The organism is Roseixanthobacter psychrophilus (assembly GCF_043195195.1).
GTDB lineage: Bacteria > Pseudomonadota > Alphaproteobacteria > Rhizobiales > Xanthobacteraceae > NCEH01.
This window is the reverse complement of sequence record NZ_JBAFWT010000016.1, coordinates 67203-93110: the sequence shown is the minus strand read 5'-3', so window position 1 is coordinate 93110 and position 25908 is coordinate 67203. Positions and strand designations below refer to the sequence as shown.

21 protein-coding genes and 1 pseudogene are annotated in these 25908 nt (G+C 66.3%); 10 read left to right on the top strand and 12 right to left on the bottom strand.

Annotated elements, in window-relative coordinates:
- The first annotated feature begins 63 nt into the window (after positions 1-63).
- Both ugpA and ugpE read left to right on the top strand, forming a co-directional pair.
- Positions 64-948 (top strand): sn-glycerol-3-phosphate ABC transporter permease UgpA, encoded by an 885-nt coding sequence (gene ugpA, locus V5F77_RS15505; protein ID WP_429006259.1) that lies wholly within the window; start codon positions 64-66, stop codon positions 946-948.
- Positions 948-1799, top strand: coding sequence for a sn-glycerol-3-phosphate ABC transporter permease UgpE (gene ugpE / locus V5F77_RS15500; RefSeq protein WP_429006258.1), 852 nt, complete (start codon positions 948-950; stop codon positions 1797-1799). The genes ugpA and ugpE overlap by 1 nt, the downstream gene beginning before the upstream one ends.
- 37 nt (positions 1800-1836) lie before the next feature.
- Here the strand turns inward: ugpE and V5F77_RS15495 are convergent, their stop codons facing one another.
- Both V5F77_RS15495 and V5F77_RS15490 read right to left on the bottom strand, forming a co-directional pair.
- Complete coding sequence (locus tag V5F77_RS15495) at positions 1837-2586, bottom strand: LytR/AlgR family response regulator transcription factor (RefSeq protein ID WP_429006257.1); 750 nt, start codon at positions 2584-2586, stop codon at positions 1837-1839.
- Positions 2580-3689 carry a sensor histidine kinase gene (locus tag V5F77_RS15490; protein WP_429006256.1) on the bottom strand — a complete coding sequence of 370 codons (1110 nt, stop codon included), beginning with the start codon at positions 3687-3689 and terminating at the stop codon, positions 2580-2582. The genes V5F77_RS15495 and V5F77_RS15490 overlap by 7 nt, the downstream gene beginning before the upstream one ends.
- A 238-nt stretch (positions 3690-3927) precedes the next feature.
- Here V5F77_RS15490 and V5F77_RS15485 point away from each other — a divergent pair, with 238 nt between their 5' ends.
- Positions 3928-9777: a Calx-beta domain-containing protein gene (locus V5F77_RS15485; protein ID WP_429006255.1), complete on the top strand. Its 5850-nt coding sequence runs from the start codon at positions 3928-3930 to the stop codon at positions 9775-9777.
- Positions 9778-9944: 167 nt separating this feature from the next.
- On the opposite strand, the pseudogene V5F77_RS15480 reads toward V5F77_RS15485, so the two are convergent.
- From V5F77_RS15480 to V5F77_RS15465, 4 genes and pseudogenes are all read right to left on the bottom strand, one after another.
- Positions 9945-10094, bottom strand: a pseudogene (locus tag V5F77_RS15480) (transposase); the annotation flags it as partial.
- Positions 10095-10255: 161 nt separating this feature from the next.
- On the bottom strand, positions 10256-11431 hold the full coding sequence (locus V5F77_RS15475; protein WP_429006254.1) for a hypothetical protein: 1176 nt from the start codon (positions 11429-11431) through the stop codon (positions 10256-10258).
- Positions 11432-11885: 454 nt separating this feature from the next.
- Positions 11886-12773 (bottom strand): NAD(P)-dependent oxidoreductase, encoded by an 888-nt coding sequence (locus tag V5F77_RS15470; protein WP_429006253.1) that lies wholly within the window; start codon positions 12771-12773, stop codon positions 11886-11888.
- A 56-nt stretch (positions 12774-12829) separates the two neighbouring features.
- Positions 12830-13846 (bottom strand): aldo/keto reductase, encoded by a 1017-nt coding sequence (locus V5F77_RS15465; protein WP_429006252.1) that lies wholly within the window; start codon positions 13844-13846, stop codon positions 12830-12832.
- A 125-nt stretch (positions 13847-13971) separates the two neighbouring features.
- On the opposite strand from V5F77_RS15465, the gene V5F77_RS15460 reads away from it, so the two are divergent.
- Entirely contained in the window at positions 13972-14928 is a 957-nt protein-coding gene (locus V5F77_RS15460) for a LysR family transcriptional regulator (protein ID WP_429006251.1), read from the top strand.
- A gap of 67 nt (positions 14929-14995) precedes the next feature.
- On the opposite strand, the gene V5F77_RS15455 is transcribed toward V5F77_RS15460, so the two are convergent.
- Positions 14996-17116, bottom strand: a complete 2121-nt coding sequence (locus V5F77_RS15455) for a S9 family peptidase (RefSeq protein ID WP_429006250.1) — start codon at positions 17114-17116, stop codon at positions 14996-14998.
- A complete protein-coding gene (gene msrB / locus V5F77_RS15450) occupies positions 17106-17588 on the bottom strand; it encodes a peptide-methionine (R)-S-oxide reductase MsrB (protein ID WP_429006249.1) in 483 nt (160 codons plus the stop codon). The genes V5F77_RS15455 and msrB overlap by 11 nt, the downstream gene beginning before the upstream one ends.
- A gap of 375 nt (positions 17589-17963) precedes the next feature.
- On the opposite strand from msrB, the gene V5F77_RS15445 reads away from it, so the two are divergent.
- The 3 genes from V5F77_RS15445 to V5F77_RS15435 all read left to right on the top strand — a co-directional run bounded on the left by V5F77_RS15445 (position 17964) and on the right by V5F77_RS15435 (position 20295).
- Positions 17964-18380: a MucR family transcriptional regulator gene (locus V5F77_RS15445; RefSeq protein WP_429006248.1), complete on the top strand. Its 417-nt coding sequence runs from the start codon at positions 17964-17966 to the stop codon at positions 18378-18380.
- Between the two features lie 864 nt (positions 18381-19244).
- Positions 19245-19748 (top strand): DUF6456 domain-containing protein, encoded by a 504-nt coding sequence (locus V5F77_RS15440; protein ID WP_429006247.1) that lies wholly within the window; start codon positions 19245-19247, stop codon positions 19746-19748.
- Positions 19749-19860: 112 nt separating this feature from the next.
- Complete coding sequence (locus V5F77_RS15435; protein WP_429006246.1) at positions 19861-20295, top strand: DUF805 domain-containing protein; 435 nt, start codon at positions 19861-19863, stop codon at positions 20293-20295.
- Positions 20296-20320: 25 nt separating this feature from the next.
- On the opposite strand, the gene V5F77_RS15430 is transcribed toward V5F77_RS15435, so the two are convergent.
- Together V5F77_RS15430 and V5F77_RS15425 are read right to left on the bottom strand one after the other, a co-directional pair.
- Positions 20321-20755: a SufE family protein gene (locus V5F77_RS15430; protein WP_429006245.1), complete on the bottom strand. Its 435-nt coding sequence runs from the start codon at positions 20753-20755 to the stop codon at positions 20321-20323.
- 180 nt (positions 20756-20935) lie between these two features.
- Entirely contained in the window at positions 20936-21319 is a 384-nt protein-coding gene (locus V5F77_RS15425; RefSeq protein ID WP_429006244.1) for a DUF5330 domain-containing protein, read from the bottom strand.
- Positions 21320-21561: 242 nt separating this feature from the next.
- On the opposite strand from V5F77_RS15425, the gene V5F77_RS15420 reads away from it, so the two are divergent.
- From V5F77_RS15420 to V5F77_RS15410, 3 genes are read left to right on the top strand one after another with little or no spacing between them, the layout of a single operon-like run.
- Positions 21562-23013 carry a sensor histidine kinase gene (locus V5F77_RS15420; RefSeq protein WP_429006243.1) on the top strand — a complete coding sequence of 484 codons (1452 nt, stop codon included), beginning with the start codon at positions 21562-21564 and terminating at the stop codon, positions 23011-23013.
- An 8-nt stretch (positions 23014-23021) separates the two neighbouring features.
- Positions 23022-23834: a peptidoglycan-binding domain-containing protein gene (locus tag V5F77_RS15415; RefSeq protein ID WP_429006242.1), complete on the top strand. Its 813-nt coding sequence runs from the start codon at positions 23022-23024 to the stop codon at positions 23832-23834.
- A gap of 1 nt (position 23835) precedes the next feature.
- The gene (locus V5F77_RS15410; RefSeq protein ID WP_429006241.1) at positions 23836-24180 is read left to right on the top strand and encodes a DUF1491 family protein; all 345 of its coding nucleotides are present in this window, start codon (positions 23836-23838) and stop codon (positions 24178-24180) included.
- Between the two features lie 492 nt (positions 24181-24672).
- Here the strand turns inward: V5F77_RS15410 and V5F77_RS15405 are convergent, their stop codons facing one another.
- Positions 24673-25320 carry a DUF1254 domain-containing protein gene (locus V5F77_RS15405; RefSeq protein ID WP_429006240.1) on the bottom strand — a complete coding sequence of 216 codons (648 nt, stop codon included), beginning with the start codon at positions 25318-25320 and terminating at the stop codon, positions 24673-24675.
- A complete protein-coding gene (locus tag V5F77_RS15400; protein WP_429006239.1) occupies positions 25317-25895 on the bottom strand; it encodes a DUF1214 domain-containing protein in 579 nt (192 codons plus the stop codon). Before V5F77_RS15400 ends, V5F77_RS15405 begins: the two co-directional genes overlap by 4 nt.
- Positions 25896-25908 lie beyond the last annotated feature (13 nt).

The window sequence follows — 25908 nt, the reverse complement described above, 5'->3', positions numbered from 1 at the left end:
GGGCGGGGCGGCATCGCCGATCACCGTCGCATTGGGGATGGCAAGGGACATACGGACTGAACCATGCAGGCCAAGCGCGTCACCTTCCCAAAATCTCCGATGCCCTATCTGCTGCTGGCGCCGCAGCTGGCCGTCACTTTTGTGTTCTTCGTCTGGCCGGCCGGGCAGGCTTTATTGTCTTCGCTGTTCACGGAGGATGCGTTCGGCCTCTCGCGCAGGTTCGTGGGGCTTGCCAATTTCGCCACCTTGTTCCGCGATCCCGCCTATCTCAACGCCTTCCATGTGACCGCCGTGTTTTCGGCCAGCGTGACCGTGCTGGCGATGGGGATCGCCTTGGTGCTCGCTCTCGCGGCGGACCTGATCGGCAAGCGGGCGAGCCCCTACCGGGTGCTGCTGGTGTGGCCCTATGCGGTGGCGCCGGCGGTGGCGGGCATTCTGTGGTGGTTCATGTTCGATCCCTCCATCGGCTTCCTCGCCCGCGCGCTCGACGCCGTCGGCATCGATTGGAACCATCGTCTCAATGGCGAGCAGGCGCTGGCGATGGTGATCCTTGCCGCCGCTTGGAAGCAGGTGAGCTATAATTTCCTGTTCTTCCTCGCCGGCCTGCAGGCCATTCCCGCGAGCCTGATGGAGGCCGCCGCGCTGGACGGCGCCGGGCCGGTGCGGCGGTTCCGCTTCGTGGTCTGGCCGCTGCTGGCGCCCACCACCTTCTTCCTGCTGGTGGTGAACCTCACCTACGCCTTCTTCGACACCTTCGGCATCATCCACGCCACCACCGGCGGCGGGCCAGGTCAGGCGACCACAATCCTGGTCTACAAGGTGTTCCGTGACGGCTTCGGCGGGCTCGATCTCGGCGGCTCGGCGGCGCAATCGGTGGTGCTGCTGGCCATTGTGGTCATCCTCACCGCCGTGCAGTTCCGCTACATCGAGCGGCGGGTGCAATATTGATGGCCGGCTCGGGACGTCTCACTGGCCTGCTGGCCCATCTCGCGCTGATCCTCGGCGTGGTGGTGATGGTGCTGCCGGTCTATCTCGCCTTCGTCGCCTCCACCCATTCGGGCGGCGATTTCCTGTCCGGCCGGGTCGGGCTGGTGCCGGGAAACCTGTTTTTGGAGAATTATCGCACCGCGCTGTTCACCGGCTCCAGCACGCAGGGCTTTCCCCCCGTCGGCCCGATGCTGCTCAACAGTTTCATCATGGCCATGGCGATCGCGCTGGGGAAAATCGCCATCTCCCTGCTGTCGGCCTTCGCGGTCTGCTATTTCCGTTTCCCGCTGCGGCAAACTGCGTTCTGGCTGATTTTCATCACCCTCATGCTGCCGGTGGAGGTGCGCATTCTGCCCACCTTCCAGGTGGTGGCCGACCTCTCTTTGCTCAACAGCTATGCCGGGCTCACTTTGCCGCTGATCGCCAGCGCCACGGCTACCTTCCTGTTCCGGCAAGTGTTCATGACGATCCCCGACGAACTGACGGAAGCCGCGCTGATCGACGGGGCAGGGCCGCTGCGCTTCTTCTGGTTCGTGCTGCTGCCGCTCTCGCGCACCAATATCGCGGCGCTGTTCGTCATCCTCTTCATCTATGGCTGGAACCAATATCTCTGGCCGCTGCTGGTGACCACCGACACGCGCTATTACACCATCGTCATGGGCATCCAGCGGCTCGCCGGGGCGGCGGCCGACGCGGACCCGGTGTGGCATCTGGTGATGGCCACCGCGATCCTCGCCATGCTGCCCCCCGTCCTGGTGATCGCGCTGATGCAAAATCTGTTCGTGCGGGGGCTTACCGAGACCGAGAAATAGCCGGCCGCTTGCAATCCGGCGGCACACGACGGGCCGCTTACGGCCGCCCCTTCTCCAGCGCTTCGCGCAGCCGGCCGGTGGCCGCGCGGCCGAGGATAAGGGGGGTCGGCAGGCCCTCCAGCGCGACATGGGCGCGGTCGCGCGAAGGGGTCTCGATGCTGCGGATGCGCGCGCAATTCACCATCAGCGAGCGGCCGATGCGCAGGAAGGGCGGGCACGGCAGCAAGGTTTCGAAGGCGCCGAGCGTGCGCAGCATCATCAAGGGGGCCTGATCGGCCAGGAACACGCGGGTGAAATCGCCATCCGCCCGCAGGGCGACGATCTCGCCGGGCGGCGCGAACAAAGTGCGGTTTGGCGTGCGCAGTTCCAGCACCGCGCCGGAAGCGGGCGGCGGCTCGGTGGAGGGGGGCGGCGCGGGTGTCGGCACCTTGGGGCTGATCTGGCGCAGCGCGCGGCGCACGGCGTCGGCGAGACGCTCCGGAGACACCGGCTTCAGCAGATAATCCACCGCATCCACCGCGAAGGCGTCCACCGCATGCTGGGCATGGGCGGTGACGAAAATGACGCGCGGCGGGTCTTCCAGGGCCTGCAGCAGGTCGAACCCGCTTGCCTCGCCCAGCTCGATGTCGAGAAAGAGCAGGTCCGGACCCTCGCGCGCCAGAAGGTCGAGCGCGTCCTCGATGGTGTTCGCCTCGCCCACGATGCGCACCTCGGGGTGGGCCTCCAGCAGGCGCGCGATGGCGCGGCGGGCGCGCGGCTCGTCGTCGACAATCGCAGCGCTCAGCATGGCGCGCCCTCCAGGATCAGTTCGGCGACCACCGTGCGGCCGTCGCTGCCGCTACTGCCCGCGGGGGCGCGCTCCTGCAAGGTGAAATAATGCCGCCCGGGGTAATAGAGGGCGAGGCGCCGGCGCAGGTTGGCGAGGCCGACGCCGCTGCGCCGCGGACGCTTGGCGGCGGCGGCCAGCGTTCCGGTATTCTCGATGCGGATGCGCAGGCGGTCCGCCTCGGCGTCGATGGCAATACGCAGGTGCAGGCCGTTGCGCCGCGTGCCGTGCTTGATGGCGTTTTCCACCAGCGGCTGCAGCAGGAAGGCGGCTATGGGCCGATCCCTTGCCTCCTGCGCCACCTCCAGCGTCGCCGCGAGCTGGGTGCCGAAGCGGGCCTCCTGGATGCGCAGATAGGCCGCAAGGCTTGCCGCCTCGGCGGCGACGCTCGCCACCGGCTGGTCATAGGTTGAGAGCGAAAGGCGCAGATAGTCGGACAGCTCGCGCACCATCACCAGGGCGGCCTTGGGATCTTCCTGTACCTCCTCCGCGACCCCGTTCAGGGCATTGAACAGGAAATGCGGATCAAGCTGCAGGCGCAGTTCGCGCAGTTCGGCCCGCAGCGTCTCGGCCTCGGCGAGCGCCGCGCGCTGGCGGGCGGTGCGCGCCGCGCCCTCCGCCCGCAGAAGGAAATAGGCAAGGCTCCAGCCCAGCATGACGAAGGAATAATAGATCAGGGGGGCGAGGATCTGCTGTTCGGGATGCCAATTGGGGATGGTCCATCCCGTGTTCTGACGCACCAGGGTGATGCAGAACACCAAAGCGAGGGCGGCGGAAAACGACAGACCGCAAATCCAGGCCAGGGACCGAATGTTCAGCGTGGTAGGCAAGCCGAGCCGCGTGTAGAGCGCATGCAATCCTGCCGAGGCGAGGATCAGAAGGGGGAGCGCGATTGCGGTGAGGCTGAGCGAGATGCCCAGATTCTCATAGGACACCGCCCGGTTCGCGAGGTCGACAATCGAGAACAGCCCCCAGCCCAGGATCTGGGTGCGCCAGAAGCCGGATTGGCGGCTCCACCATGCGGCGAGCGGATGGCCCGCGAAGCCCAGATTCTGGGTTGTCAAAGTCTCGGTTCCCCCAAACCGAGGCGCCGCGAACGCCCGGCGCCTGCCCCGCTGGCACCAAAGGATATTCGCGCACCTTCGGCAAGGCATTCGCGTGGTTTCGGCGGCCGCTGCGGCGCCTGCAGCCGCATGATCGATTTTTCCGCCCGCTTCGTCGACTTGAAACAGCGCTCGCTTCCGTTTCGTGAGATGCAGATGCGGTGTCCCAGATGGACAAGCAATTCTGGAGCAATGACAGATGGCTAATGTGAATTACGCCGTTGCCGACAATTGGGGTTCGGGCTTCGTCGGCGCCATGACGGTGCCCGCCGGGTCGGCAGGTCTCAACGGATGGACGGTGGAATTCGATGCCGCCTTCGACATCTCCAACATCTGGGGCGCCGAGATCGTCAGCCATGTCGGCGACCATTATGTCATCCGCAACGTGGCGTGGAATGCCAATGTGGCCGCGAACGCGAGCGCGTCCTTCGGCTTCCAGGCCGAGCCCGGCAGCGCCGCGACCAGTGCCAGCGGCTTCACGCTGAACGGGGTGGGCGGGGATCCAACCCCCGTTCTGCCGGCCCTGTCGGTGGCGGATGCGGTCGTGATGGAAAGCGACAGCGGCACCAGCGACCTTGCCTTTACGGTGAGCCTGTCGGCGCCATCGGCAACCCCCGTCACGGTGAGCTATTCCACCGCCGACGGCACCGCCACCGCCGGCAGCGATTTCACCGCCGCAACCGGCTCCCTCACCTTCGCACCCGGCGAGACCTCCAAGGTGGTGCATGTGGCGGTGGCCGGCGACACGGCTGTGGAGGCGAACGAGACCGTTTCGCTGACGCTCTCGGCGCCCTCCGGCGCGACGCTTGCTGACGCAGCCGCCGTCGGAACGATCCAGAATGACGACGCCGCGTCCGGCGGCGGCACCGGCGGCGGGGACACCGGCGCGGGACGCGTGTTCGCAGTGACCACCTCGGGCGCCGATATCGTCGGGTTCGACCCGGCCAAGGACAAGCTCGATCTCGGCGGGGTGAGCGTTCACAATTTCATCGTCGTGGATACGCCGGCCGGCGTCGGCTTCATGAACCCCTGGTCGGGGGAGATGGCGATCGTGCAGGGCGTGTCGCTCGGCCAGCTCACGATCGACAGCTTCATGCCGATCGAGAACGACCATTTGCGGCAAGATCTTTCCGGGGCGCTGGCGTGGGAGCAGGGGGTTACGCCCGAGCCGAACACCGTCTATGCCCGCTCGCACGAGATTGGCCAGATCGACAAGGTGGCGTTCGACCCGGCGACCGACGTGGTGGACTTCCGCTATTTCGGCACCCGCGAGCAGATCTACATGGTTGACAGCTCGGAAGGGGTGGTGATCTCCAATTCCGGCACCGGCCAGGCGCTGATCCTGCTTAATGTGAAAGTTGCCGATCTCACGGTCGAGAATTTCGAATTCCATTTCGCCCAGGTGCGCGAGGACCGGGTGCATCTGCAGCTCGGCTTCACGAGCGTGCCGGACTCCCAGGTCCTGCCGCAGGGCGTGCCCGTGGCCGGCACCGATGAATGGCCCTCCCAGACCGGCGCCGGCACCCCGCCGAGCGGCCAGCAGGGCGAGACCTTCACCATCTCCTGGGACTACGGCGCAGCCCGCGTGCTGGATTTCGACCCGGCGAGCGACAAGCTCGATTTCGGCTGGTTCAAGGCCAGCGAATTCTCCATCACCGAAACGGCGGCGGGGCTGGTCGTCACCATCGAGGGGAATAACCAGACCTATACGCTGCCCGGCGTGACGCTCTCCCAGCTTGAGATCAACAACATCATCGCGCTCGATACCAGCGCGCGGGCGGAATGGCAGGCGGCGATCGACGCCGCCCCGCCGGCCCCCGTGCTGCCGGTGCTCAACATCGCCGATGCCTCCCTCAGCGAGGGCGATGCCGGCACCGCGAGCCTCATGTTCACGGTGACTTTGTCCGCGGCTCAAGCGACCGCGGTGAGCGTGAGCTATTCCACCTTGAACGGTTCCGCGACGGCGGGCGCGGACTATGCGTCCAGCGTCGGCACCGTCGTTTTCGCGCCCGGCGAAACCTCCAAGATGATCCATGTGCCGGTGACCGGCGACACCCTGCGCGAGCTGGACGAGACATTCAGCATTCATCTTTCGGCGCCGGTCGGCGCGAAGATCCTCGATGGCTCGGCCGTGGGCACTATCGTCAATGACGATGTGGACACCAACCCCTCCGCCCCGCCGGTGATCTCCATCGCCGACGCCGAGGTCGCCGAGGGCGATACGGGGGAAGCGCACTTCATGTTCATGGTGACGCTCGACAAGGCGTCCACCACGCCGGTCACCGTGCGCTACGCCACCGCCAACGGCAGCGCGACCGATGGTTCCGATTATGACGGCGACAGCGGCACGCTGACCTTCGCGCCCGGCGAGACATCGCAGATGGTGCACGTGCATGTGGGCGGCGATACTTTGGTGGAAGGGGACGAAACCTTCACCGTCACCTTGTCGGACGCGACCGGCGCCACCATCGGCGATGCGGTCGCCACCGGCACCATCCTGAACGACGACAGCGCCCCCGGCACGCCGCCGGCACTCACCATCGGCGATCTCGCGATTGCTGAAGGCGATGGCGCACACGCGCACTTCATGTTCACCGTGACCTTGGACAAGGCCGCGACCGGCCCGGTGAGCGTGCAATATGCCACCGGCAACGGCACCGCGCTTGCCGGTTCGGATTATGTGGCCGGCGCCGGCACGCTCAGCTTCGCGGCGGGCGAAACCTCCAAGACCGTGCATGTGGACATCGTCGGCGACACGATGGTGGAGGGCAACGAGACCTTCTCCGTCACCCTTTCCAACCCGTCCGGCGCCACCATCGCCGACGGCACCGCAACCGCAACCATCCTCGACGACGACAGCGCTCCCGTCGTCGTGCCGGCCGTATCCATCGGCGACCTGTCGGTTGCCGAAGGCGATGGCGCGCATGCGCACTTCATGTTCACCGTCACCCTGGACACCGCCGCAACCAGCCCGGTGAGCGTGCAGTACGCCACCGGCAACGGCACGGCGGTGGGGGGCCAGGATTATGTCGCCGGCGCCGGCACGCTCACCTTCGCGGCGGGCGAGACCTCCAAGACCGTGCATGTGGATATCATCGGCGACACCTTGGTGGAGGCGAACGAGACCTTCTCGGTGACGCTCTCAAATCCCTCCGGCGTGACCATTGCCGACGGCTCGGCTACCGGCACCATCACCAATGATGATGTGGCATTGCCGCCTGTGGGCACGGCGGGCCTGGACTATGACGTCCGCGACAATTGGGGCGCGGGCTTCGTCGCCGACATGACGGTGGAGGCGGGCTCCTCCGCCCTCAACGGCTGGACGGTGGAGTTCGACGCGGGATTCACCATCACCAACATCTGGAACGCCGAAATCGTCAGCCATGTCGGCACCCATTACGTGGTGCGCAACGCGGCGTGGAACGGCGCGGTGGGCGCCGGCCAGGAGACCGCGTTTGGTTTCCAGGCCACCTCGGGGGCGGGCGGCACGAGCGCGTCGGGCTTCCTCGTCAACGGTGCGCCTGTCGGCGGCGACCCGGCGCCCATGCCCAGCCTGGCGGTGAGCGATGCCACTGTAACGGAGGGTAATGCGGGCACCAGCGATCTTGCCTTCACGGTCTCGCTCTCGGCGGCGTCCGCGACGCCGGTCACGGTCGCCTATGCGACCGCCAACGGCACGGCGACGGCGGGGGCGGACTACAATGCCTTGAGCGGCACGCTCACCTTCGCGCCCGGCGAGACCAGCAAAATCGTTCATGTGCAGGTCAAGGGCGATACCACTTTAGAGGCCAACGAGACCGTCACGCTCAATCTCACCGCGCCCACCGGCGCCACGCTGGCGGATGCCAGCGCCACCGGCACAATCGCCAATGACGATGTCGCGCCGGTTCTGCCGACCGTCTCCGTCGCAGACGGCTCCATGGTCGAGGGCAATTCCGGCACGGCGCAATTCATGTTCATGGTAACGCTGGACAAGGCGGCGACCGGGCCGGTGAGCGTGCAATACGCCACCGCCAACGGCACCGCCACGGCGGGCTCCGATTACACCGCGCAGACCGGCACGCTCACCTTCGCCGACGGCGAGACTTCCAAGATGGTGCATATCCCTGTGGTGGGTGACACCACCGTGGAGGCGAACGAGACGTTTACGCTGAAACTCACCGCCCCCTCGGGCGCGACGCTCGGCCAGGCCACGGCCACCGGCACGCTGGTGAATGACGATGCCGCCCCGCCCGCTCCGCTGCCGCAGGTCTCGGTCAGCGACGCCTCGGTGGTGGAGGGAAATCCCGGCGGCGGGGGAGGGCTGGACGGCTGGCTCTCCACCTCCGGCAACCAGATCGTCGATGCCGAGGGCAATTCGGTGCAGATCGCCGGTGTGAACTGGTTCGGCTTTGAATCCGAAACCATGTCGCCCCACGGCCTGTGGACGCGCGGCTACCAGGACATGATGGACCAGATGCAGGATCTGGGCTTCAACACCATTCGCCTGCCGTTCTCCTCCGACATGCTGCATTCCACCAGCCAGGCGGGCAGCATCGATTATTCCAAGAACCCGGACCTCGCCGGTCTCACGCCCCTGCAGGTGATGGACAAGATCGTGGAGTATGCCGACGAGATCGGCATGAAGATCATCCTCGATCATCACCGCAGCGATGCCGGCGCGGGCACCTCCGCCAACGGGCTCTGGTATGACGCGAGCCACAGCGAGGCGCAGTGGGTTTCCGACTGGCAGATGCTGGCGCAGCGCTATGCCGACGACAGCGCCGTCATCGGCGCCGACCTGCACAACGAACCCTATAACGGCACCTGGGGCGGCGGCGGCGCGAACGATTGGGCGGCGGCCGCCGAGCGGGCCGGCAACGCCATAGGCGACGTCAATTCCAACTGGCTGATCTTCGTCGAGGGCATCGGCAGCTACGAGGGCAATAATTACTGGTGGGGCGGCAATCTGATGGGCGTGCGCGACCGCCCCATCGAACTCGATGTCGACAACAAGCTGGTCTATTCCGCGCACGATTATCCGAACTCGATCTATCCCCAGTCCTGGTTCAGCGATCCGAGCTATCCCGCCAACCTGCCGGAGAAGTTCGACCAGATGTGGGGCTACATCTACAAGGAAAACATCGCCCCGGTTTACATCGGCGAATTCGGCACCAAGCTGACCGACCCCAAGGATGCGCCCTGGCTGGAGGCCATCACCTCCTATCTCGGCGGCGACCTGGACAATAACGGCACGGTGGATATCGCCTCCGGCGACAAGGGTGTGAGCTGGACCTATTGGTCCTGGAACCCCAATTCCGGCGATACCGGCGGCATCCTGAAGGATGACTGGACGAGCGTGAACACCGACAAGCTCTCTTACCTCGAAGGCATCCAGTATGACTTCGCCGAGGAGGGCTCGGGCAGCGGCGGGATGCAGGCGCATGCCTTGTTCACGGTCTCGCTGAGCGAGGCGGCGACCGCGCCGGTGACGCTCGATTTCCACACGGTTGCGGACGACGCGGACGCCGCCGACTTCACCGCGCTCAGCGGCACCCTGACCTTCGCCGTGGGCGAGCAGACCAAGATCGTCGCCGTGCCCATCACGGCCGATACCCTGGTGGAGGGCAACGAACACTTCTCGCTGGTGTTGAGCAATCCCACCGGCGCGACGCTGGCGGACGCCACCGGCATCGGCACCATCATCACTGATGATGCCGCAACACCCCCTGATCCGACGCCGACCGAGCCGACGACGCCCGAGGCGCCGACCCCGGATGGCGACCTCGAAGCGCTGTTCGCGGCCGTGGATTCCTGGGGCAGCGGCTTCAATGCCTCGATCGAGATCCACAACGACGGCGCGAGCGCGGCCCATGGCTGGCAGATCGAGATCGCCATGCCCTATGAGATCGAAAACATCTGGAACGCGGAAATCGTGTCCCACGATGCGGAGGGCTATGTGATCCGCAATGCCGCCTGGAACGGCGACATCGGCCATGACGGCACGGTGAGCTTCGGCTTCATCGGCAAGGGCCAGCTCGATGCATCCCACATCGACCTGCTGATCTGAGGCCTTTCAACAAGCGGCGGCCCTCCCCCCTTGCGGGGGAGGGATGGGAGGGGGGTGTCTCTCCATTCGACCGGGCGGGTGGAGTGTTCGCGGCACCCTACCCCCCACCCCAACCCTCCCCCCGCACGGGGGGAGGGGGTAGGGGGCGCGTGTGGGGAAGGTGCGCGGCCGTCACTCTTGGACAGGTCGCGCCGTGGCGCACCGGATCGCAGCACATGGAAGATGCCGTTCAGCACGTGCCGGTCATCGACGCGCGGTACGCCTCGTGGCGTGTTGGGCCGCAGCGGCTCGATCGCGCGCCACTCGAAGTCGGTCAGGTCCTATTGGCTCATGCCGATGCTGAAACAGCATTTGGCGAACGACGGAGGCGGTGAGGGAGCTGTCGAGCCCAATCCTGCCATTCCCCCATCGCTTCAGCAACGACGGCCTCTGGCCCCAAAGCGGAAACACGATGCCAAATCGTCGATAGTTTGGCACGTCAGGCGATGTCTATCTTCCACCGACCTATGCTGAACCACCCTTCATCGATGAGATCGGCAATAGGGGTTCGCTGCTCGTCACCGAGGGCCTCCAATATTCCTCGCATTATTCGGGGTATTGCCACGTGTGCAAATACATCGTCAGGAAGTTCGTCAACCGACGTGGTTAGTGGATTACCGAATTTTTTAACGCGTTCGGCCTTTAGTGCTTCGATAGACGTAAGGGCCTTCTTATCCAGCGACGCGGAAAGGCGTTCGTTCCGCTTATTGTTTGGCGGCTGCATTCGTAGAAACTGGCTGCTTTGGTAATTTCTCGATCCTGGCGCGGCCATCTGCTCGTTAATGAACGCGCCAATACACTCGGCGGCCAACTTCGGCTGCTTAACTTGGTAGAGATATGTTCGCAGCTCTGGCATAGTGCACATGCGAACAACGCCGTTTTGCGCAGCAACTTCCCGGCGTTGCACCCCGCGAAGTTGTTCGCGAAGTTCAAGGCGCTGCTCGCGCAAGGTAGTGGACTTAGGATTTTCTCCGAGCGCGGCGATTTTCTCAATTAGGCTGTCGCTCTGGCGGTCGCGAACGACTACATGGCCGTCTGGCCAATCTTGGAAATCTTCCCAGAGCTCACGGAAATCCAGAGATAGCGCTGAGCTAGTCTTCTCAAGCCGCCCATCCTTAGTGTACCAAATTCCCAACAACGGTGATCGTGGGGCGCCCCCGTTTGGCCCAAAGTGCTTGTCCGCGACTTGTGCGTCTTTTATCGCACGTCGCAATATTTCTCCCCAACCGAGGAGTATCACCTCGAAGGAGCCCTCTTTTGTTTGTTTCGCGTTTATATTGCGCACATGCGTTTGGAGCTCTTTGTCGTCAGGCGCAGTGGTGAGAATATAGAAGGCCTTTAGCTTTGGTCGAAACTTGGTGGCCGCCAATACCTCGGCATCAATCTGCTTGGCCGTAAGGCGAGAAACTGGCCACGTTGATCGTCGTTTGCATTGAAGGCCCACGGGATACATCGCGCCGTTTCGACCCACGATGTCAACGCCATCCTGCCGTTGCCCGGCGCGGCCGTGCCTAACCATTGCTGGGTCCCGCCAGGCCGACTGAAATACATCGGCACAGAGCTCTTCGAACTGATCCCAGGAACGAGGCGGGGCATAGTCGGCAAGGATGTGCATTGAGGTCACTCTCGGCGGAAACATTTCTCATTTAGTCTACCGCCACGGCATCACCTAAACAGTACCCAATCGCTGGGGTCCATTAAGACGTCGGGGCGCGATTCCACCGCCATCAGTAAGGTTGTTTGACCGCTTTTGGCGGTAAGCGGTCGTTAGGGCCTTGATACCGGAATGACCGCTCACCACCCCCTCTCGGTCATTCCCGGTTTATGGGTTCACGACCGAGTTGGAACGATGCCGCGTGACGCCGCGCACATCGACCGGCTGATCTGAGGTCTTTCAATGAGCGGCGGCCCTCCCCCCTTGCGGGGGAGGGATGGGAGGGGGGTGTCTCTCCATTCGTCCGGGCGAGGGGGGGGTGCGGCGCCATACCCCCCACCGCAACCCTCCCCCTCAAGGGGGGAGGGGGAAGGTGGCGCTTGCGGGGAGATGAACGAAGCTAGCGGGCCTTGCTCTACCCGGCCTTGCCCTGGCCGGAATCGCGCAGCGCAAGGCCGCCCACCGCCGACCAATCAAGCTCCGCGCCGCCCTGCGCGAGCAGCGTCAGAAAGCGGTCGCGCAAGAGGCTGGCGAGGGGGAGGGGCACGCGCAGCGCCTCGCCGGCCTTCAGCGCGAGGCCGACATCCTTCAGCCCCAGCGGCGCGGCGAAGCCGGCGGGCGAGAAGGTTTCGTTGGCGATGAGCGTGCCGTAGGTGCGATAGACCGGCGCCCCGAACAGCGTGGAGGTCAGCAGCTCCAGATACTGGGTCTTGTCGATGCCGGCCTTGCCCACCAGGGCCATGGCCTCGCCCAGCGCCTCGATCACCGAGGCCAGCAGGAAGTTGCCGCTGATCTTCACCAGATTGGCCGCCTCGGGATTTTCCCCCATCACGAAAGTGCGCTGGCCCATGGCCTCGAACAGGGGCGCGCAGCGCGCCACCGCATCCGGGGCGCCGGCCGCCACCACGAACAGCTTGGCCGCCGCCGCCACATCCGGCCGTCCGAACACGGGCGCGGAGACATAGGATTGTCCCGCGGCCGCATGGGCCTGCGCCAGCCGCTCGGCAAGCGCGACGCTGATGGTGGAGTGGGACACATGCAGCGCGCCCTTGGGCAGGCTTTGCACGATGCCGCCTTCGCCGAGCACGACCGCTTCCACCGCCGCGTCGTCCGCCAGCATGGTGAGCACGGCCTCGCCCGCGCACGCTTGCGCAATGGTGCCCGCGCGCGCCGCGCCGGCCGCGACCAGCCCATCGGCCTTGGCCGGGGAACGGTTGTAAACGCTGACCGCGTGGCCGGCCTTGAGCAGATTGGCGGCCATCGCCTCACCCATCTGGCCGAGCCCTATGAATCCGACTTTCATGACCCATCCTTCCTGTGAGCCCCGGCCGCAGGGGCAGCCGGGCTTAATTTCCGCCCTCAGGCCGGGCGCACCGGGCCGGTTCCGGCGCCGGTCGCCGCGATGGCGGTGGCGATGGCTTCGAGATCGGCCGGCGTCAGTTCGAGGCGCGCCGCATCGAGCCAGCCGTCCACCTGGGAGGGGCTGCGGGCGCCGACGATCGCGCCGGTCACGCCGGGCCACGCCAGCGTCCAGGCCACAGCAACGGCGGCGACGCTGGTGTTGTGGGCCTCCGCGATGGGCTTCAGCGCATCGGCAAGCTTGAGGTTGCGGATGAGATTTTCGCCGGTGTACTGGGCATTGCGCGAGCGCCAGTCGTCCTTCGGCAAAGCGGCGGCGCGCTCGGCCGTGAAACGACCGCTCAGAAGTCCCGACTGCATGGGGCTGTAAACGATGACGCCCGTGTCATGCGCCGCGCACCAGGGCAATTCGGCGCTCGCCACATCGCGGCGGATGGCGGAGAAGGGCGGCTGGAGCGTATCCACATGGCCGAGCGCCTCGGCCCGCGCCAATTGCGCGGTATTGTGGTTCGACAAGCCGACGGCGCCGACCTTGCCCGCCGCCTTGAGGTCCAGCAGCGCCTGCCAATAAACTTCGATCTCGGTGCCGTCATTGGCCGGCCAATGCATCTGATAAAGGTCGATGCGGTCTACGCCGAGGCGCTTCAGCGAGGCCTCGACCTCGCGCTTGATGCTTTCGGGTGTGCCGATCCGCTTGGGTTCGGCGGCGCGGTTGGCCGCGTCCCATACGAGGCCGCACTTGGTGAACACATAGGGACGCTGCGCGGCCGGAATGTCCTTCAACGCGGCGCGCACGATCTCCTCGGAATGGCCGAGGCCGTAGACCGCGGCGGTGTCGATCCAGTTGATGCCGCGCTCCACCGCATGGCGGATGGCGGCGACGGATTCGCTGTCGTCCTGGCTGCCCCAGCCGACCGCCCAGTCCGGGCCGCCGATGGCCCAGGCGCCGAAGCCGACGCGGGTGATGTCCATGCCGGTGCGGCCGAAGGGACGGGTGGGCAGGCTTGTTTTTGGCATGATGCGCTCCATGGGTGGGCGGTTCTCGTTGGGTCCTGTGATGCGTAGATGGGTCGCGCCGTTCGATCATTCCAATGGATTTTTGAGATGCGATATATCTGACGGATCGCTTAATGGAGGCTCGCTTGGAACTGCGTCAGCTTCAGCACTTCATCGCCGTGGCGGAAGAAGAGCATTTTACGCGCGCGGCGGGGCGCGTGAACATCGTGCAGTCGGCCCTTTCGGCCTCCATCCGCGCGCTGGAGGGGGAATTGGGCGCGCAACTCTTCGTGAGAAGCACGCGGCAGGTGCGCCTCACCGCCGCCGGCAGCGTGCTGCTGGACAAGGCGCGGGTGATCCTGGAAGCGGTGGGCGCCGCGCGGGCGGCGGTCGCCGAACTCCAACATCTCCAGCGCGGCAAGCTGTCGGTCGGCACCATGCAGAGCCTGCCGCCCTTCCTCGACCTGCCGGCTCTGCTGGCGCGCTTCCATGCCCAGCATCCCCAGATCGAGATCCGCCTGACGCAGGGCAGCGCTGACCAGATGCTGGATTGCCTGCGCGACGGGCGTCTGGACCTCGCCTTCTTCCCGCTCGGCGAAGAGGCGGGGGACGCAGTCACCCACATGATCGCCTGCGAGGAGATGGTGCTGGTGTGCGGGCATGCCCATCCGCTGGCCGGGCGCACGGACGTGCAGGCGGCGGAACTCGCCCGCGTACCGTTCGTGGATTTCGAGCGCGGCTGGGGCACCCGGCGGCAGGTGGACCAGATCTTCGCCCAGGCGGGGATCCAGCGGCGCATCGCCTTCGAGGTCAACGAACTCGCCACCTTGCTGGATCTCGTGGTGCAGGGTCTCGGGGTGGCTTTGGTGCCGGAGGCGATCGCGCGCGGCCATCGCCCGGCCCTGGGCGTCGCGCATCTCGCAGGCCCGGAAATCTGCTGGGAATTGGTGGTGGCGCATGCCGGCGCCCGCGGGCAGGCGCATGCCAACCCGGCGGCCGAGGCTTTTCTCGCCCTGCTGGGCGCGTCGGAGGAGGGCACAGACCCGTGCACCCCTCATTCCGGCGTGGCGCCGCTTTGCGCCACACCGGCCGATGCCTCTTAAACCTGCCGTAAATCCCCGGAGTGCGCGCGGATAAAGGCGGCCCGCCCTCTCTCCCTGCGCTCCCGCTTCACGCCACCGCTTCGGGCGCCGACGCGAGAACATCTGTCACGGTGAGCGCGAAGATGTAGGTGAGCGCCACTTCTTCCAGCCGGTCGAACCGGCCGGCGGCGCCGCCATGGCCGGCATCCATGTTGGTGCGCAGCAGCAGCAGCGGCGCGCGCGCAGTGTTGCTGTCACGCAACCTCGCCATCCATTTTGCCGGCTCCCAATAAGTGACGCGCGGATCGGTGAGGCCCGCCAAGGCGAAGATGGCGGGATAATCCTGCGCCGTCACATTATCCACGGGGGAATAGGCACGGATGCGTTCGAACGCCGTCATGGAGGCGATGGGATTGCCCCATTCGGGCCATTCGGGCGGGGTGAGCGGCAAGGTGTCGTCCAGCATGGTGGCGAGCACGTCCACGAACGGCACTTCCGCGATGATGCCCTTGAACAGGTCCGGCCGCATGTTGGCGATGGCGCCCATCAGCATGCCGCCCGCCGAGCCGCCCTGGGCGACGATGCGCTCCGGCCGGGTGAAGCCGGCCGCCACCAGATGTTCGGCGGCGGCGATGAAATCGGTGAAGGTGTTGGTCTTCTTGTCGAGCTTGCCGTCGGCATACCAATGCCAACCCTTGTCGGTTCCGCCGCGCACATGGGCAATGGCATAGACAAAGCCGCGATCCACCAGCGACAGGCGGTTGGTGGCAAAGCCCGCGGGAATGGTGATGCCATAGGCGCCGTAGCCGTAGAGCAGGCACGGCGCGCTGCCGTCGAGCGGGGTATCGGCCCGGTAGAGCAGGGAGATCGGCACGCTCTCCCCATCCTTGGCCGGGGCGAAGATGCGGCGCGTCACATAGGCCGAGGGATCGTGCCCGCTCGGCACTTCCTGGCGTTTCAGCAGCGTGCGGCCGCGCGCGTGCATGTCGTAGGACCACACCTCGGATTGCGTGGTCATGGACGCATAGGTGAAGCGCAGATCGGTGGTGTCGAACAGAAAGCCGCCGTCCAGCCCGAGCGCATAAGCCTCTTCATCAAAGGCGACGGCGTGTTCCTCGCTGGAGAAGACCGCGCGGATGACGATCCGGGGCAGGCCGTTTTCCCGCTCCAGACGCACAATGAAGCCGCGATAGGCCACGTGGCTGAGGATCATCCGGCCCGGGCGGTGCGGCACCAGATCCACCCAGGAACTGCGATTGGTGCAATGGCTGGGGGCGGTCACCAGCTTGAAATCCTCTGCCCCGTCCGCATTGGTGAGGATGACCAGGCTGTCGTTGCCGTCGAGATCGGGGTGGTGCTCCACATCATAGCGCACGCCGGTTTCGCGCGGCGCCACGCAATGGGGCGCGGGTTCCGGCAAGGCGAGGTCCAGCAGATGGACTTCGGAGGTTTCGTGATCCCCGCAGGCGATCAGGCCGAACGCCTGGGACTGGGTCCTGCCCAGCGAGACGAAGAAGCCCTTGTCCTTTTCCTCATAGATCAGCACATCGTCGGCGGGGTCGGTGCCGATGCGGTGGCGATGGACGAAGGCCGGGCGATGCTCCGCATCGCGCTTGATATAATAAAGATGTTCGCCGTCGGCCGACCAGAGAATGTCGCCGGTGGCGCCTTCCAGGCGGTCCGACAGGTCGAGGCCGGTCTCCAGATCCCGCACGCGGATCGTGAACAGCTCCGAGCCCTGCTCGTCCGCCGCCCAGGCGAGGCGGCGGTGATCGCGGGTGTGGGTGCTGAGGTAAAGGCGGAAATTCGGCTTTCCCTCCGCCTCCTTGTCGCCGTCCAGCATCACCTGTTCCGCGCCCTCCGGCAGCGGAACGCGGCACAGAAGTCGGTGCTGCCCCCCTTCGCGATGACGCGCATAATATGCGAAGGCGCCGTCCGGCGCGGGGACCGAGGAATCATCCTCCTTGATGCGCGCGCGCATTTCCGCGACGAGCTTGGTCTTCATTTCGCCGTGGGGGGCGAAGAAGGCGTCGCCATAGGCGTTCTCCGCCTCCAGATAGGCGCGGATGTCGGCACCAAGCACCGTGGGATCGCGCATGACGTCGCGCCAATTGTCGGCGCGCAGCCAGGCGTAGTCATCGGTGAGGGTGAGGCCGTGGACGACCCGGCTCGAGGGGTGGCGCGCAGCCCGGGGCGGCTCAGCCTTCATCGGAAGCGTCCGGCTTGGAATCCGAGCCGGCCTCGCCCGCAAGCTTCAGGTCGAGCGCGGTGCCGTTCATGCAGAAGCGCAGGCCGGTGGGCTTGGGGCCGTCCGGGAAGACGTGGCCGAGATGGCTGTCGCAGCGGGCGCATCGGCTTTCCACCCGCACCATGCCGTGGGCGCGGTCCTCGTAATTGGTAACGGACTTGGGATCGAGCGGGGCATAGAAGCTCGGCCAGCCGGTGCCGGAATCGAATTTCGTTTCAGAGCTGAACAAAGGGGCCCCGCAGGCGGCGCAGGCATAGGTGCCTGCGCGCTTCTCGTCCCAATAAGGCCCGGTAAACGCGTGCTCGGTGCCCTGCTGGCGCAGGACGCGGTATTGGGTGGGGGACAATTCCGCGCGCCACTCGGCTTCGGTCTTCACCACCTTGTCGCCTGCCGGGGTGTCGCTGGATGTCGGGGCCTTGGCTTCGGTGCTCACGGGCGCTCTCCCAGTATTTCGCTCCCCCGAAGTAGGCATTCCCCAGGCCCATCGCAAGTCGCGCCGGCCCCGGTGCGGTTCGTTCGCACGGTGAGCGAACCGCTTGGAATGATGACACAATGCGCAAATGGTCTTACCTCGGGCTAGTGGAGCGCTGCGGTTGGAGCACGATTGAGTAATAGCGGGAAGAAGAGCTGTAATTTTCGCGAGAATGAACTTGCAATTCGTTGCTCTTCAACCTAACTAGCTATGGCGGTGCCATCGTCGAATCGATGCAAGCGTCGCTGCGCGGACCGAGGACAGCGTTGGTGAGGCAACGCCTTCGCCGGTGCCGCATGAAAATGCGATTTCCGTTTTCAAACAGAAGAAAGTCCCATGAGCGAAGCATCGGAATCGACCACTTACATCGAGCTGGCCGCGGACATCGTCTCTGCGTACGTCAGCAATAATTCCGTGTCCACCGCCGAGCTGCCCGCCCTGATCAATGAAGTGCATGCCGCATTGCAGCGCGTGTCCAAAGGTGAGGTCGAGGTTGCGCCCGAGCCGCTGAAGCCGGCTGTTCCGGTAAAGAAGTCGGTGACGCCCGATTTCATTATCTGCCTGGAAGATGGCAAGAAGTTCAAATCCCTGAAGCGCCACCTGCGCACGCAGTACAATATGAGCCCTGAGCAATATCGCGAGAAGTGGTCGCTGCCGGCCGACTATCCCATGGTGGCTCCCAACTACGCAGCGGCGCGCTCCGAGCTTGCCAAGCAGATGGGCCTTGGTCAGCAGTGGCGTCGTCGTCGCTGATTTGTCGAGTTCGACGCACGGCGCCGAAAAGGGGGCGACGGCGGGCCAATTCAGGCTAGGCCAGTATTTTCCTTCTCCTGCACCCTCGGGGCAGCGAAAACGGTTTCAAGCAACGCCGCCCCCTTGGGCGGCGTTTTATTTTTACTCTGCTCGGTGGTTCTGCTGGCCGCCTGCGCCAGCCGCCGGATTCCCTCGGCGCAAGCGGGCGAAACCTTGCTCCGAAGCGGGTTTCTCGCCCTCGTGAAGCGGGGGAGCCGAGGCGTCGCGGTGGCCTGCCGAAAGGGATCGTGACGCTGGCAGGCGAAGGCTGAGCGCCGCCCGGCGCTCACTGCACTTTGCGCATTGCTGCGATTATTTGCGGTCAATCGGGTCAATCCTTCCCGGAGGTCCATAATGGCCGCAGACGCTGCATCGCGAGCTCGAACGACTGCTCCCGCAAGGGCATGGGAGATGGGCGAGCGACACGGCGGCGGAGGACCATTTCCAGCCGCGCCGGAGGGGGCCGGGCCCAGCGTCCAAGCCTATCAGTTTTGCGGGATAAGTTCCTAGAGGCGCCGAATCTTCGTCCCTTCGATAGTCCGAAAAACCTAAAAATCCCGAGAAACATAGGAAAATCACAGGTAGGATTGAATCCCTACGGACCTTGATCTTTTGCGGCTTCGATACTAGGAATAAAAACTTAGTTCGGAGATTGCGATGCCCATTGAGCCCGAAACTGCCAAGTCCGCCCCCGCCGATGCATGCCCCGCGCCTGCTGCCGCAGGGTCAGCGCGTGGGAGGTCAGGACGGGACGGTCCCGCCGGCCCGATCGCGCCGCGCCGGACAACCCGGGGCGCCCCCGCTGTCCGTGCGGCGCCCCATTGCGTGCTCATCGACGGGCAGGAGCAAGTGGTGCTGCTGGATCTTGCCGAAAGCCCGCTCGGATGGCTCGCAAGCCGCAAGGGCAAGGACGGGCGCCCCCTGATCGATCCGGCGCAGGTGCTCGCGGGGGAGCGGTTGCGGGCGGATTTCACCCGTGCCCAGCTCACCCCGCGCGTGACCACCGATTGGACCGGGCTCGGCGGCGGATCCGGTGGGGCGGGGCCCTGCGACTTCAGCGACGCCGTTCTCGCCGCCAAGGGCCGCGTCGCGCGCGCGGTGGCGGCTGTGGGGCCGGAGCTCTCCGGCGTCTTGCTGGATGTGTGCTGCTTCCTCAAGGGCCTGGAGAGCGTGGAAAGCGAGCGCGGCTGGCCGTTGCGCACCGGCAAGGTGGTGCTATCCCTCGCGCTCCACCGCCTGGCCGCGCATTACGGCATCGCCGGTGCCGCACACGGCCGATCCCATGCGCCCAGTCGGGCCTGGCACGCGCCGCCCGATGCGGCAGGGTGAGGCCGCGCGCCGGAGATGCCGGAACGGGACGCCTCGCCCTTGACCCGGCGCTCGCAAGCTCTCAAATGGCCGGGACGGCGCCCAGCGCGCCGGGGGCGAACGGGGCTGCGGGATGTTCAATTCCTATCTGAGCGTGATGCGGCAGTATGCGACCTTCACCGGGCGCGCCAGCCGCAAGGAATTCTGGCTTTACACCCTGGTGGTGTTCCTGCTGAGCGTGGTGGCGGAGGTGCTGGACATGCTCCTCTTCGGCGGTCAGGTCTTCACCGCCGACGGCATGGTGGCCGTGGAAAGCTACGGCATCCTGACGGGCATCGTGCATCTTATCCACATCGTGCCGAGCATCGCCGTCGGGGTGCGTCGGCTTCACGACATCGATCGCACCGGCTGGTGGCTGCTGCTCGTGTTCACCGGCATCGGCATGCTGGTGATCCTGATCTTCAATGTGCTGTCTGGAACGCGGGGGCCGAACCGGTTCGGCCCCGATCCGCTGGGCTATCCCACGCCCTCGTTCCCGACGCCCGGCTCGATCTCTCCCGGGCGCTGAACGCCGAACAGTAGCCCCGTGCCGCTCAAGCTTCGGCGAGAGCGGCGCGGGCGTCGGCGCGGATGCGCTCCACCATCGAACGCAGGCCGTTGGACCGCTGAGGGGTGAGGTGGCCTTCGAGGCCGATGCGGCGGAACACCGCCAGCGGGTCGGCTTCCAGGATCTCGCGCGCGCCCTTGCCCGACAGGATGGTCAGCAGCACCGCCACCAGCCCGCGGACGATGTGGGCGTCGGAATCCCCCTTGAATTCCAGCAGCGGTCCATTCGGCCCGTCGCGCCGCCCGCTCACCAGCCAGACCTGGCTGGTGCAGCCCTGTACCTTGTTGATGTCCGTGCGATCCTGCTCGGGGAAGGGCGGCAAGGCGCGGCCCAGCTCGATGACAAAGCGGTAGCGGTCTTCCCAATCGTCGAGAAGCTCGAAATCGGCCACCAGGGCCTCGACATCCTGATCCGCTGCCATCGCACCTTACCTGTCGATCATGACCAAGAGCGTTCGCCATGAAGGCTTCAGGTCCTGGTCGGCTATCCGCCATATAGGCTGCGCGCAGCCCCGGCAAAAGTCGAGACAAGCAAAAATTGCGCCGCGCGGCTCGGGCGCGCGGCGTCGTCCCTGCCTGCGCCGGCGCGAACCGTTTGCTGCTCAGGCCGGACGCTTCAAGGGCGTGGGAACGCCGGGCGCGGCGGCGGGCTCGCCGCCCCAGCCGGGAACGAGATCCTGCGGCGTCAGCGTGTGGCTGGACGCCGCGCCGCTCGGGGCCGTGCCCTCGCTGCGGGCGTGGCCGAGCGAGTCGGCGACCCATTTGATGCCGACCTGAGCCTTCTCGGTGATCTGCATCAGCATGTCGCCGCCGACCGCACAGGCATCAGGCTGGCGCTGGCAGAAGCCGCGCGCATCCGACACGGCGGATTGCACGGCGACGAAAGCCTGCCACGCCCCAACCTCGCGCCCTTCCCCAGAGGTGCCGAGGGGCAGCAGCAGCAGGATCAGGCCGAGCCAGAATGTCATGCGGATCAAAAAGAACATGGAGCGCCTCGCTCAAGCTCCCCAGGGCGGCCCCCGAGCCGGCCAATTCAACCATTCGATAACCATAGAGTATCAGAAGGCGGGGGGGGGCGCAGGGCCTGCACCGGGTTTGGCCGCCCAACTTTTCAAGACATCGTTAACGCTGGGCGGGTGACCCTGCGGCCCTTAGCAGTTCGTTTAAGCGCGGCGTGCAAGCTTGCGCGGGATAAACGAGGGGGCGCTGAAAGGCGCAGGGGCTGGCATTGCGTGTCACGACTGTGATGAGACACAAGCGCGGGCCGGACGTGGCCCTTGGGGATCTACCCGATCCCTGGATCAGCCTCGCCGATATCGGCACGCTGGCGCGGCGCAGCACACGGGCGCTGGGGGCGCTCTCCTTGCTGTGCGCCGGCTCCGGCGGCGCCGTGCTGCTGTTCGAGGCCGCCGGCCTCGTCTCCGGCGCGGCGTCCGATGGCACTTGGCTGCTGGCGTGCGGCCTGGTTTCGGCGGCTCTCGCGGGGGTTTCCGGCGGGCTTTCGCGCACCGCGCAGCGCCTGCGTCGGGTGGGGCCGTCTTCCGACACCGCGCTGGTCACCCACCACCAGCGCTCCGGCGATGTCATCGCCATCGCCCACGTCCAAGCCCCCTTCGCGGCACTACCGGAAGGCACGCTGGTCGGCCACGGCCTGTTCGACCGCATCCTGGTGGCGGACCGCCCGGCTTTTCTCGCTGCGATTTCCGGTGCGGCTGGGCTCACGCCCGAGTCCCATGATCTCAGCTGCGAGGTGCGCCTGCGCTGTGAGGCCGAGGGCCTCGCGCCGGAATTCGTGTGGATGGAGATGCGCGCGTTTCCCCTGGAAGGCGGGCGCGTGCGGGCCTGCTGGCGCGATATCGGCGCACAGCGGGCGCGGGCGGAGGCCGAGGTCACCGCGCGCCAGGAGGCCGAGCGGGCCAATGCGGCGAAAAGCCAGTTCCTGGCCGCCATGAGCCACGAACTGCGTACGCCGCTCAACACCATTCTCGGCTTTTCCGAAATGCTCCTGGGCGATGCCGCCGGCCGCATGGATGGGGAAAAACGCGCCGAATACGCCCGCATCATCCACGATAGCGGACAGCACCTGCTGGGCGTCGTGAACGACATTCTCGACCTCTCGCGGGTCGAGGCGGGCGCCTATGAACTGCTGGTGGAGCCGGTGGATGTGCGGCGCCTCGCCCAGGCCTGCCACGACATGATGGCCATCGAGGCGGTACGGCGCGATGTGCGCATCACTCTCAGCCTGTCGAACCGGGTGCCGCAGATCCTCGCCGATCAGCGTGCCCTCAAGCAGGTGCTGCTCAATCTCCTGTCCAACGCGCTGAAGGTAAGCGCGCCCGGAACGCGGGTGGACGTCTCGGCCCGGGCCGAGAGCGGCAATCTGCTGATCTGCGTGTCGGATCAGGGGCCGGGCATGTCCGCGGCCGATGTGGCGCGGCTCGGCGAACCGTTCTTCCAGACCGGCGACATGGAGCGTCGCCGCACCGGCAGCGGGCTCGGCCTTGCCGTGGTGCGCGCTCTGGTCCGCCTGCACGACGGCGAATTCAGCGTCACCAGCGCGCCGGGGCGCGGCACCCTGGTGACCCTGACCTTGCCGCTCACCCGCCCCGCCGTCGTGGTTGCGCCGTTCTCGCGCCCCGGCGCCGGAGCGCAACCGGAAGGGGAGCGTCTGCGCGCATGAGAATAGATATGGGCGCGTTGCATGCGTCGCACGAGGAGACCGGCGAGGCGTTCCAAGCGCCGGAGCCGCGCGGAAGGCTGGGCCTGCGGTTCGCCGACGGGCTCGCCGTGCTGATGGCCGTCACCTTGACCGGTGCTGTGCTCGCCAACGTGTTTGTTCTACAAAGCGGCACCCGACCGGGCCCGGTGGCGGGGGGCACGGCCGTGCCCATCGCCCCTGTCCCGGTGCCCAAGCCCCACGCCGAAACCGGCGGCGGCACGCATGTTCCGGCGGCAGCGCTGTCGCCATCCCTGATGGCGAATACGCCTGCCCCCATCGTCACCGCGCCGCCCGGCGGCAGCCTTGGAACGCTCAATATCTCCGGCGCCACGAACGCGCCCGCCGCCCCCGGTTCCGCCGGGCCCCTGAACATCGCCCCGGTGCATGCCGCGGCCCCGCCCGCGCCGCCGCAGAGCGCCGCCGCCGCGGCGGCCGCCGCCATCCTCATGCCTCCGGCTCTCGTGCCTGGCGGCGCGGGAACCGCCAAGGTCGGCGCCCGTCCGCCGGCGCGCCTTCCCGGCGTTACTCTATCGTCTGCCGATACGGTCACCGGCTCGGTACGCCCGCCGGCGGGCCTTGCGCCCGCCTCGCGCATTCTCGCGGTGCAGAAGACGCTGGCCAAGCTCGGCTACGGTCCGCTCAAGCCCGACGGACGGCCCGGCGTGGAAACCCGGCTTGCCATTCAGCGCTTCGAGCGCGACCGCAATCTGCCAGCCGACGGCGAGATCTCGGACCGCATGGTGAAGGAACTGATCGCGGTCTCCGGCACGGTGATCGACTGACATGCGCCTGAAGAGCGGCATCTTCGCCTCGGCCATCGTGCGCACCGCCAATGGTGCGGGCGCGTTCGCGGCGGTGCGGCGGCGCGGCTCGGAGGAGGCCGGAGCGGTGTTCGTGAAGGTGGCGACGCTTGACGGCACCGCTGCCCTCTATGGTCCGGCCCCGCAGAGCGCCTTCGACGCGGAGACCTCAGGCGCACGCTTGTTTTCCGTGCTGGTGCCGCCCGGCTCACCCGAGAGCGCGAGCGAAGAGCGGATGGCGAAGGAAATCCGCTTCGATTCAGATTTATGGTTCCTGGAGATCGAGGACCGCGCCGGCCGCTCGTTCATAGAGCTGGCTAAGGAATAGCCGCGCAGCCGTTCGTCGCTGCCCGCCGCGTCTCGTGCGCACGGCTGAAAAGCCGGCTTACGACACGCATCCCGGTACCCGCCAAAACCGTCATCGTGATATTTGAAAAGAAGCCGCGCGAAATGCACAGCTTTCGGAAACTTTCGCACCGTGTTTGCGTTATGGAGGTCATGGCGGCTCACGAGGAGCACAGACATGGGAACGGTTTTATCGTTTCCCGCGGGGCGGGAACGAAGGGGGCACGGGCGGAGCGCGCGGCGCGACGCCGGGCCGACGCACGGCGATCACATTGGCAGCGCGCAGATCTATATTCTGCCGGTGGTGCGCATCGAACGCCATTTGGATGGTGCATCGGATGCAGCCGCGGGGCCGTCGAAGCTCCCGCGCAAGCCGCATCCCTCGCAGCGGCAGGCCTGAGCGCGGTTCACAGCCAGCAGCGCGCGCGGGCGCCTTTTTGAATGCTCCGCCTTCCACCCGCCTTTGTTCGACGGGTCAGAGCGTGGAGGTGCAGCTCGACGCTGCCAGCTGTTTGCGCACGGTGTCGCGCACGTCACCATAGCGTGCAAACGCGCGAATGAGCACGATTCCGGTTGTGCTCGGCGATTCCACGATCAGGCGGTCGGCGGCCGTGATCTCTTCATCCTCCGGCAGCGCCGCACGTTGCGCCGGGGAAAGCAGATCCAATTCGATCACCCGGCCCGCCGCCTGATCGTTCAGCGCATAAAACGGCAAGCCCTTGTTGGTGTAGAACGACACCGAGGTGTAGTCGCCCGTCTGCGGCACCTTCACTTTCAGCGGATGCTGGCGCAAATCATAACGGCAGACCGCGCTGATGAAGGCCGGATCCGTCATGGGAAGCACCGTCTCCCCCGATTGCGGCAACAGAACCAATGTGTTGACGGGCGCCAAGGGCGCCAGCCGCTGATAGGCGGAAGCCTGCGCGAGGCGCGGCATGGCCAGCACGGACAGGAGATGAACGATCCCCGCCAGCACCAGCGTGAAGACGACCGGAAGCAGCAGGAGGCGCGGCGCGGCCGGCACGGCCTGGAAGATGGCGGCGAGCCGTTCCGCCGGCCCCGGCGAACGGCTGGTGGAGCGATAGGCGGGTCGCTGCCGACCGAACAAGGAGGACCGGCTCATGGGCAGCGCTCCGTCACGATCCGGGGCAATTGCGTGGAATCGTCCTGTGCGCCCGAGGCGAAGCTGAACGGGGCATCATAGAGTCGCAGCGCCACCTGCAACCGCCCGCGTGCGCCGGTGGGCAACCAATTGCCGGCCCGCGCGCGCGGCGAGAGCTGCACATTGATGGCGCCGTCCGGCTCATAGACCAGTTCGGCGCTGGTGAAGCCGTGGCGGCCCGCTTCGTTGGGTATCAACTGGCCCTTGTCGTCGGTCACGGTGAGTGTCCAGAGTCGCGACTGGGGCAGGGCGCCGGAAATGCGAATGTCACATCGCCCGTCGAGCGGCGCGCCGGAGGTGTCCTGATCAGCCAGGAACAGCAGGCCGTCGGCGAGCTCCAGCGGCAGTTCGCCGGTGCGGGCAAAGGCCGCCGCAGCATACGGATCGGCCTGGGTGGTACCGGAGCGCGGCCAGCCCTGCCATGCGCCGGAGCGCATGATGTCCATGCCGCGGGAATGGGTCACGGCGAAATAGGTTGCACCGAGGCCGATCGCCGCTGCAGCGACAAGGGTGGTGGCGAGAGTCACGAGGCGCACGGCAGGTCCTGTG

What these genes read in the sequence shown, in the direction of transcription:
- V5F77_RS15475 (WP_429006254.1), bottom strand. Translation starts at nt 11,431, where the DNA reads ATGCACATCCTTGCCGACTATGCCCCGCCTCGTTCCTGGGATCAGTTC.
- ugpE (WP_429006258.1), top strand. Translation starts at nt 948, where the DNA reads ATGGCCGGCTCGGGACGTCTCACTGGCCTGCTGGCCCATCTCGCGCTG.
- V5F77_RS15405 (WP_429006240.1), bottom strand. Translation starts at nt 25,320, where the DNA reads ATGAGCCGGTCCTCCTTGTTCGGTCGGCAGCGACCCGCCTATCGCTCC.
- V5F77_RS15495 (WP_429006257.1), bottom strand. Translation starts at nt 2,586, where the DNA reads ATGCTGAGCGCTGCGATTGTCGACGACGAGCCGCGCGCCCGCCGCGCC.
- V5F77_RS15425 (WP_429006244.1), bottom strand. Translation starts at nt 21,319, where the DNA reads ATGTTCTTTTTGATCCGCATGACATTCTGGCTCGGCCTGATCCTGCTG.
- V5F77_RS15465 (WP_429006252.1), bottom strand. Translation starts at nt 13,846, where the DNA reads ATGCCAAAAACAAGCCTGCCCACCCGTCCCTTCGGCCGCACCGGCATG.
- V5F77_RS15485 (WP_429006255.1), top strand. Translation starts at nt 3,928, where the DNA reads ATGGCTAATGTGAATTACGCCGTTGCCGACAATTGGGGTTCGGGCTTC.
- V5F77_RS15455 (WP_429006250.1), bottom strand. Translation starts at nt 17,116, where the DNA reads ATGAAGGCTGAGCCGCCCCGGGCTGCGCGCCACCCCTCGAGCCGGGTC.
- V5F77_RS15435 (WP_429006246.1), top strand. Translation starts at nt 19,861, where the DNA reads ATGTTCAATTCCTATCTGAGCGTGATGCGGCAGTATGCGACCTTCACC.
- V5F77_RS15410 (WP_429006241.1), top strand. Translation starts at nt 23,836, where the DNA reads ATGCGCCTGAAGAGCGGCATCTTCGCCTCGGCCATCGTGCGCACCGCC.
- V5F77_RS15415 (WP_429006242.1), top strand. Translation starts at nt 23,022, where the DNA reads ATGGGCGCGTTGCATGCGTCGCACGAGGAGACCGGCGAGGCGTTCCAA.
- V5F77_RS15470 (WP_429006253.1), bottom strand. Translation starts at nt 12,773, where the DNA reads ATGAAAGTCGGATTCATAGGGCTCGGCCAGATGGGTGAGGCGATGGCC.
- V5F77_RS15445 (WP_429006248.1), top strand. Translation starts at nt 17,964, where the DNA reads ATGAGCGAAGCATCGGAATCGACCACTTACATCGAGCTGGCCGCGGAC.
- ugpA (WP_429006259.1), top strand. Translation starts at nt 64, where the DNA reads ATGCAGGCCAAGCGCGTCACCTTCCCAAAATCTCCGATGCCCTATCTG.
- V5F77_RS15430 (WP_429006245.1), bottom strand. Translation starts at nt 20,755, where the DNA reads ATGGCAGCGGATCAGGATGTCGAGGCCCTGGTGGCCGATTTCGAGCTT.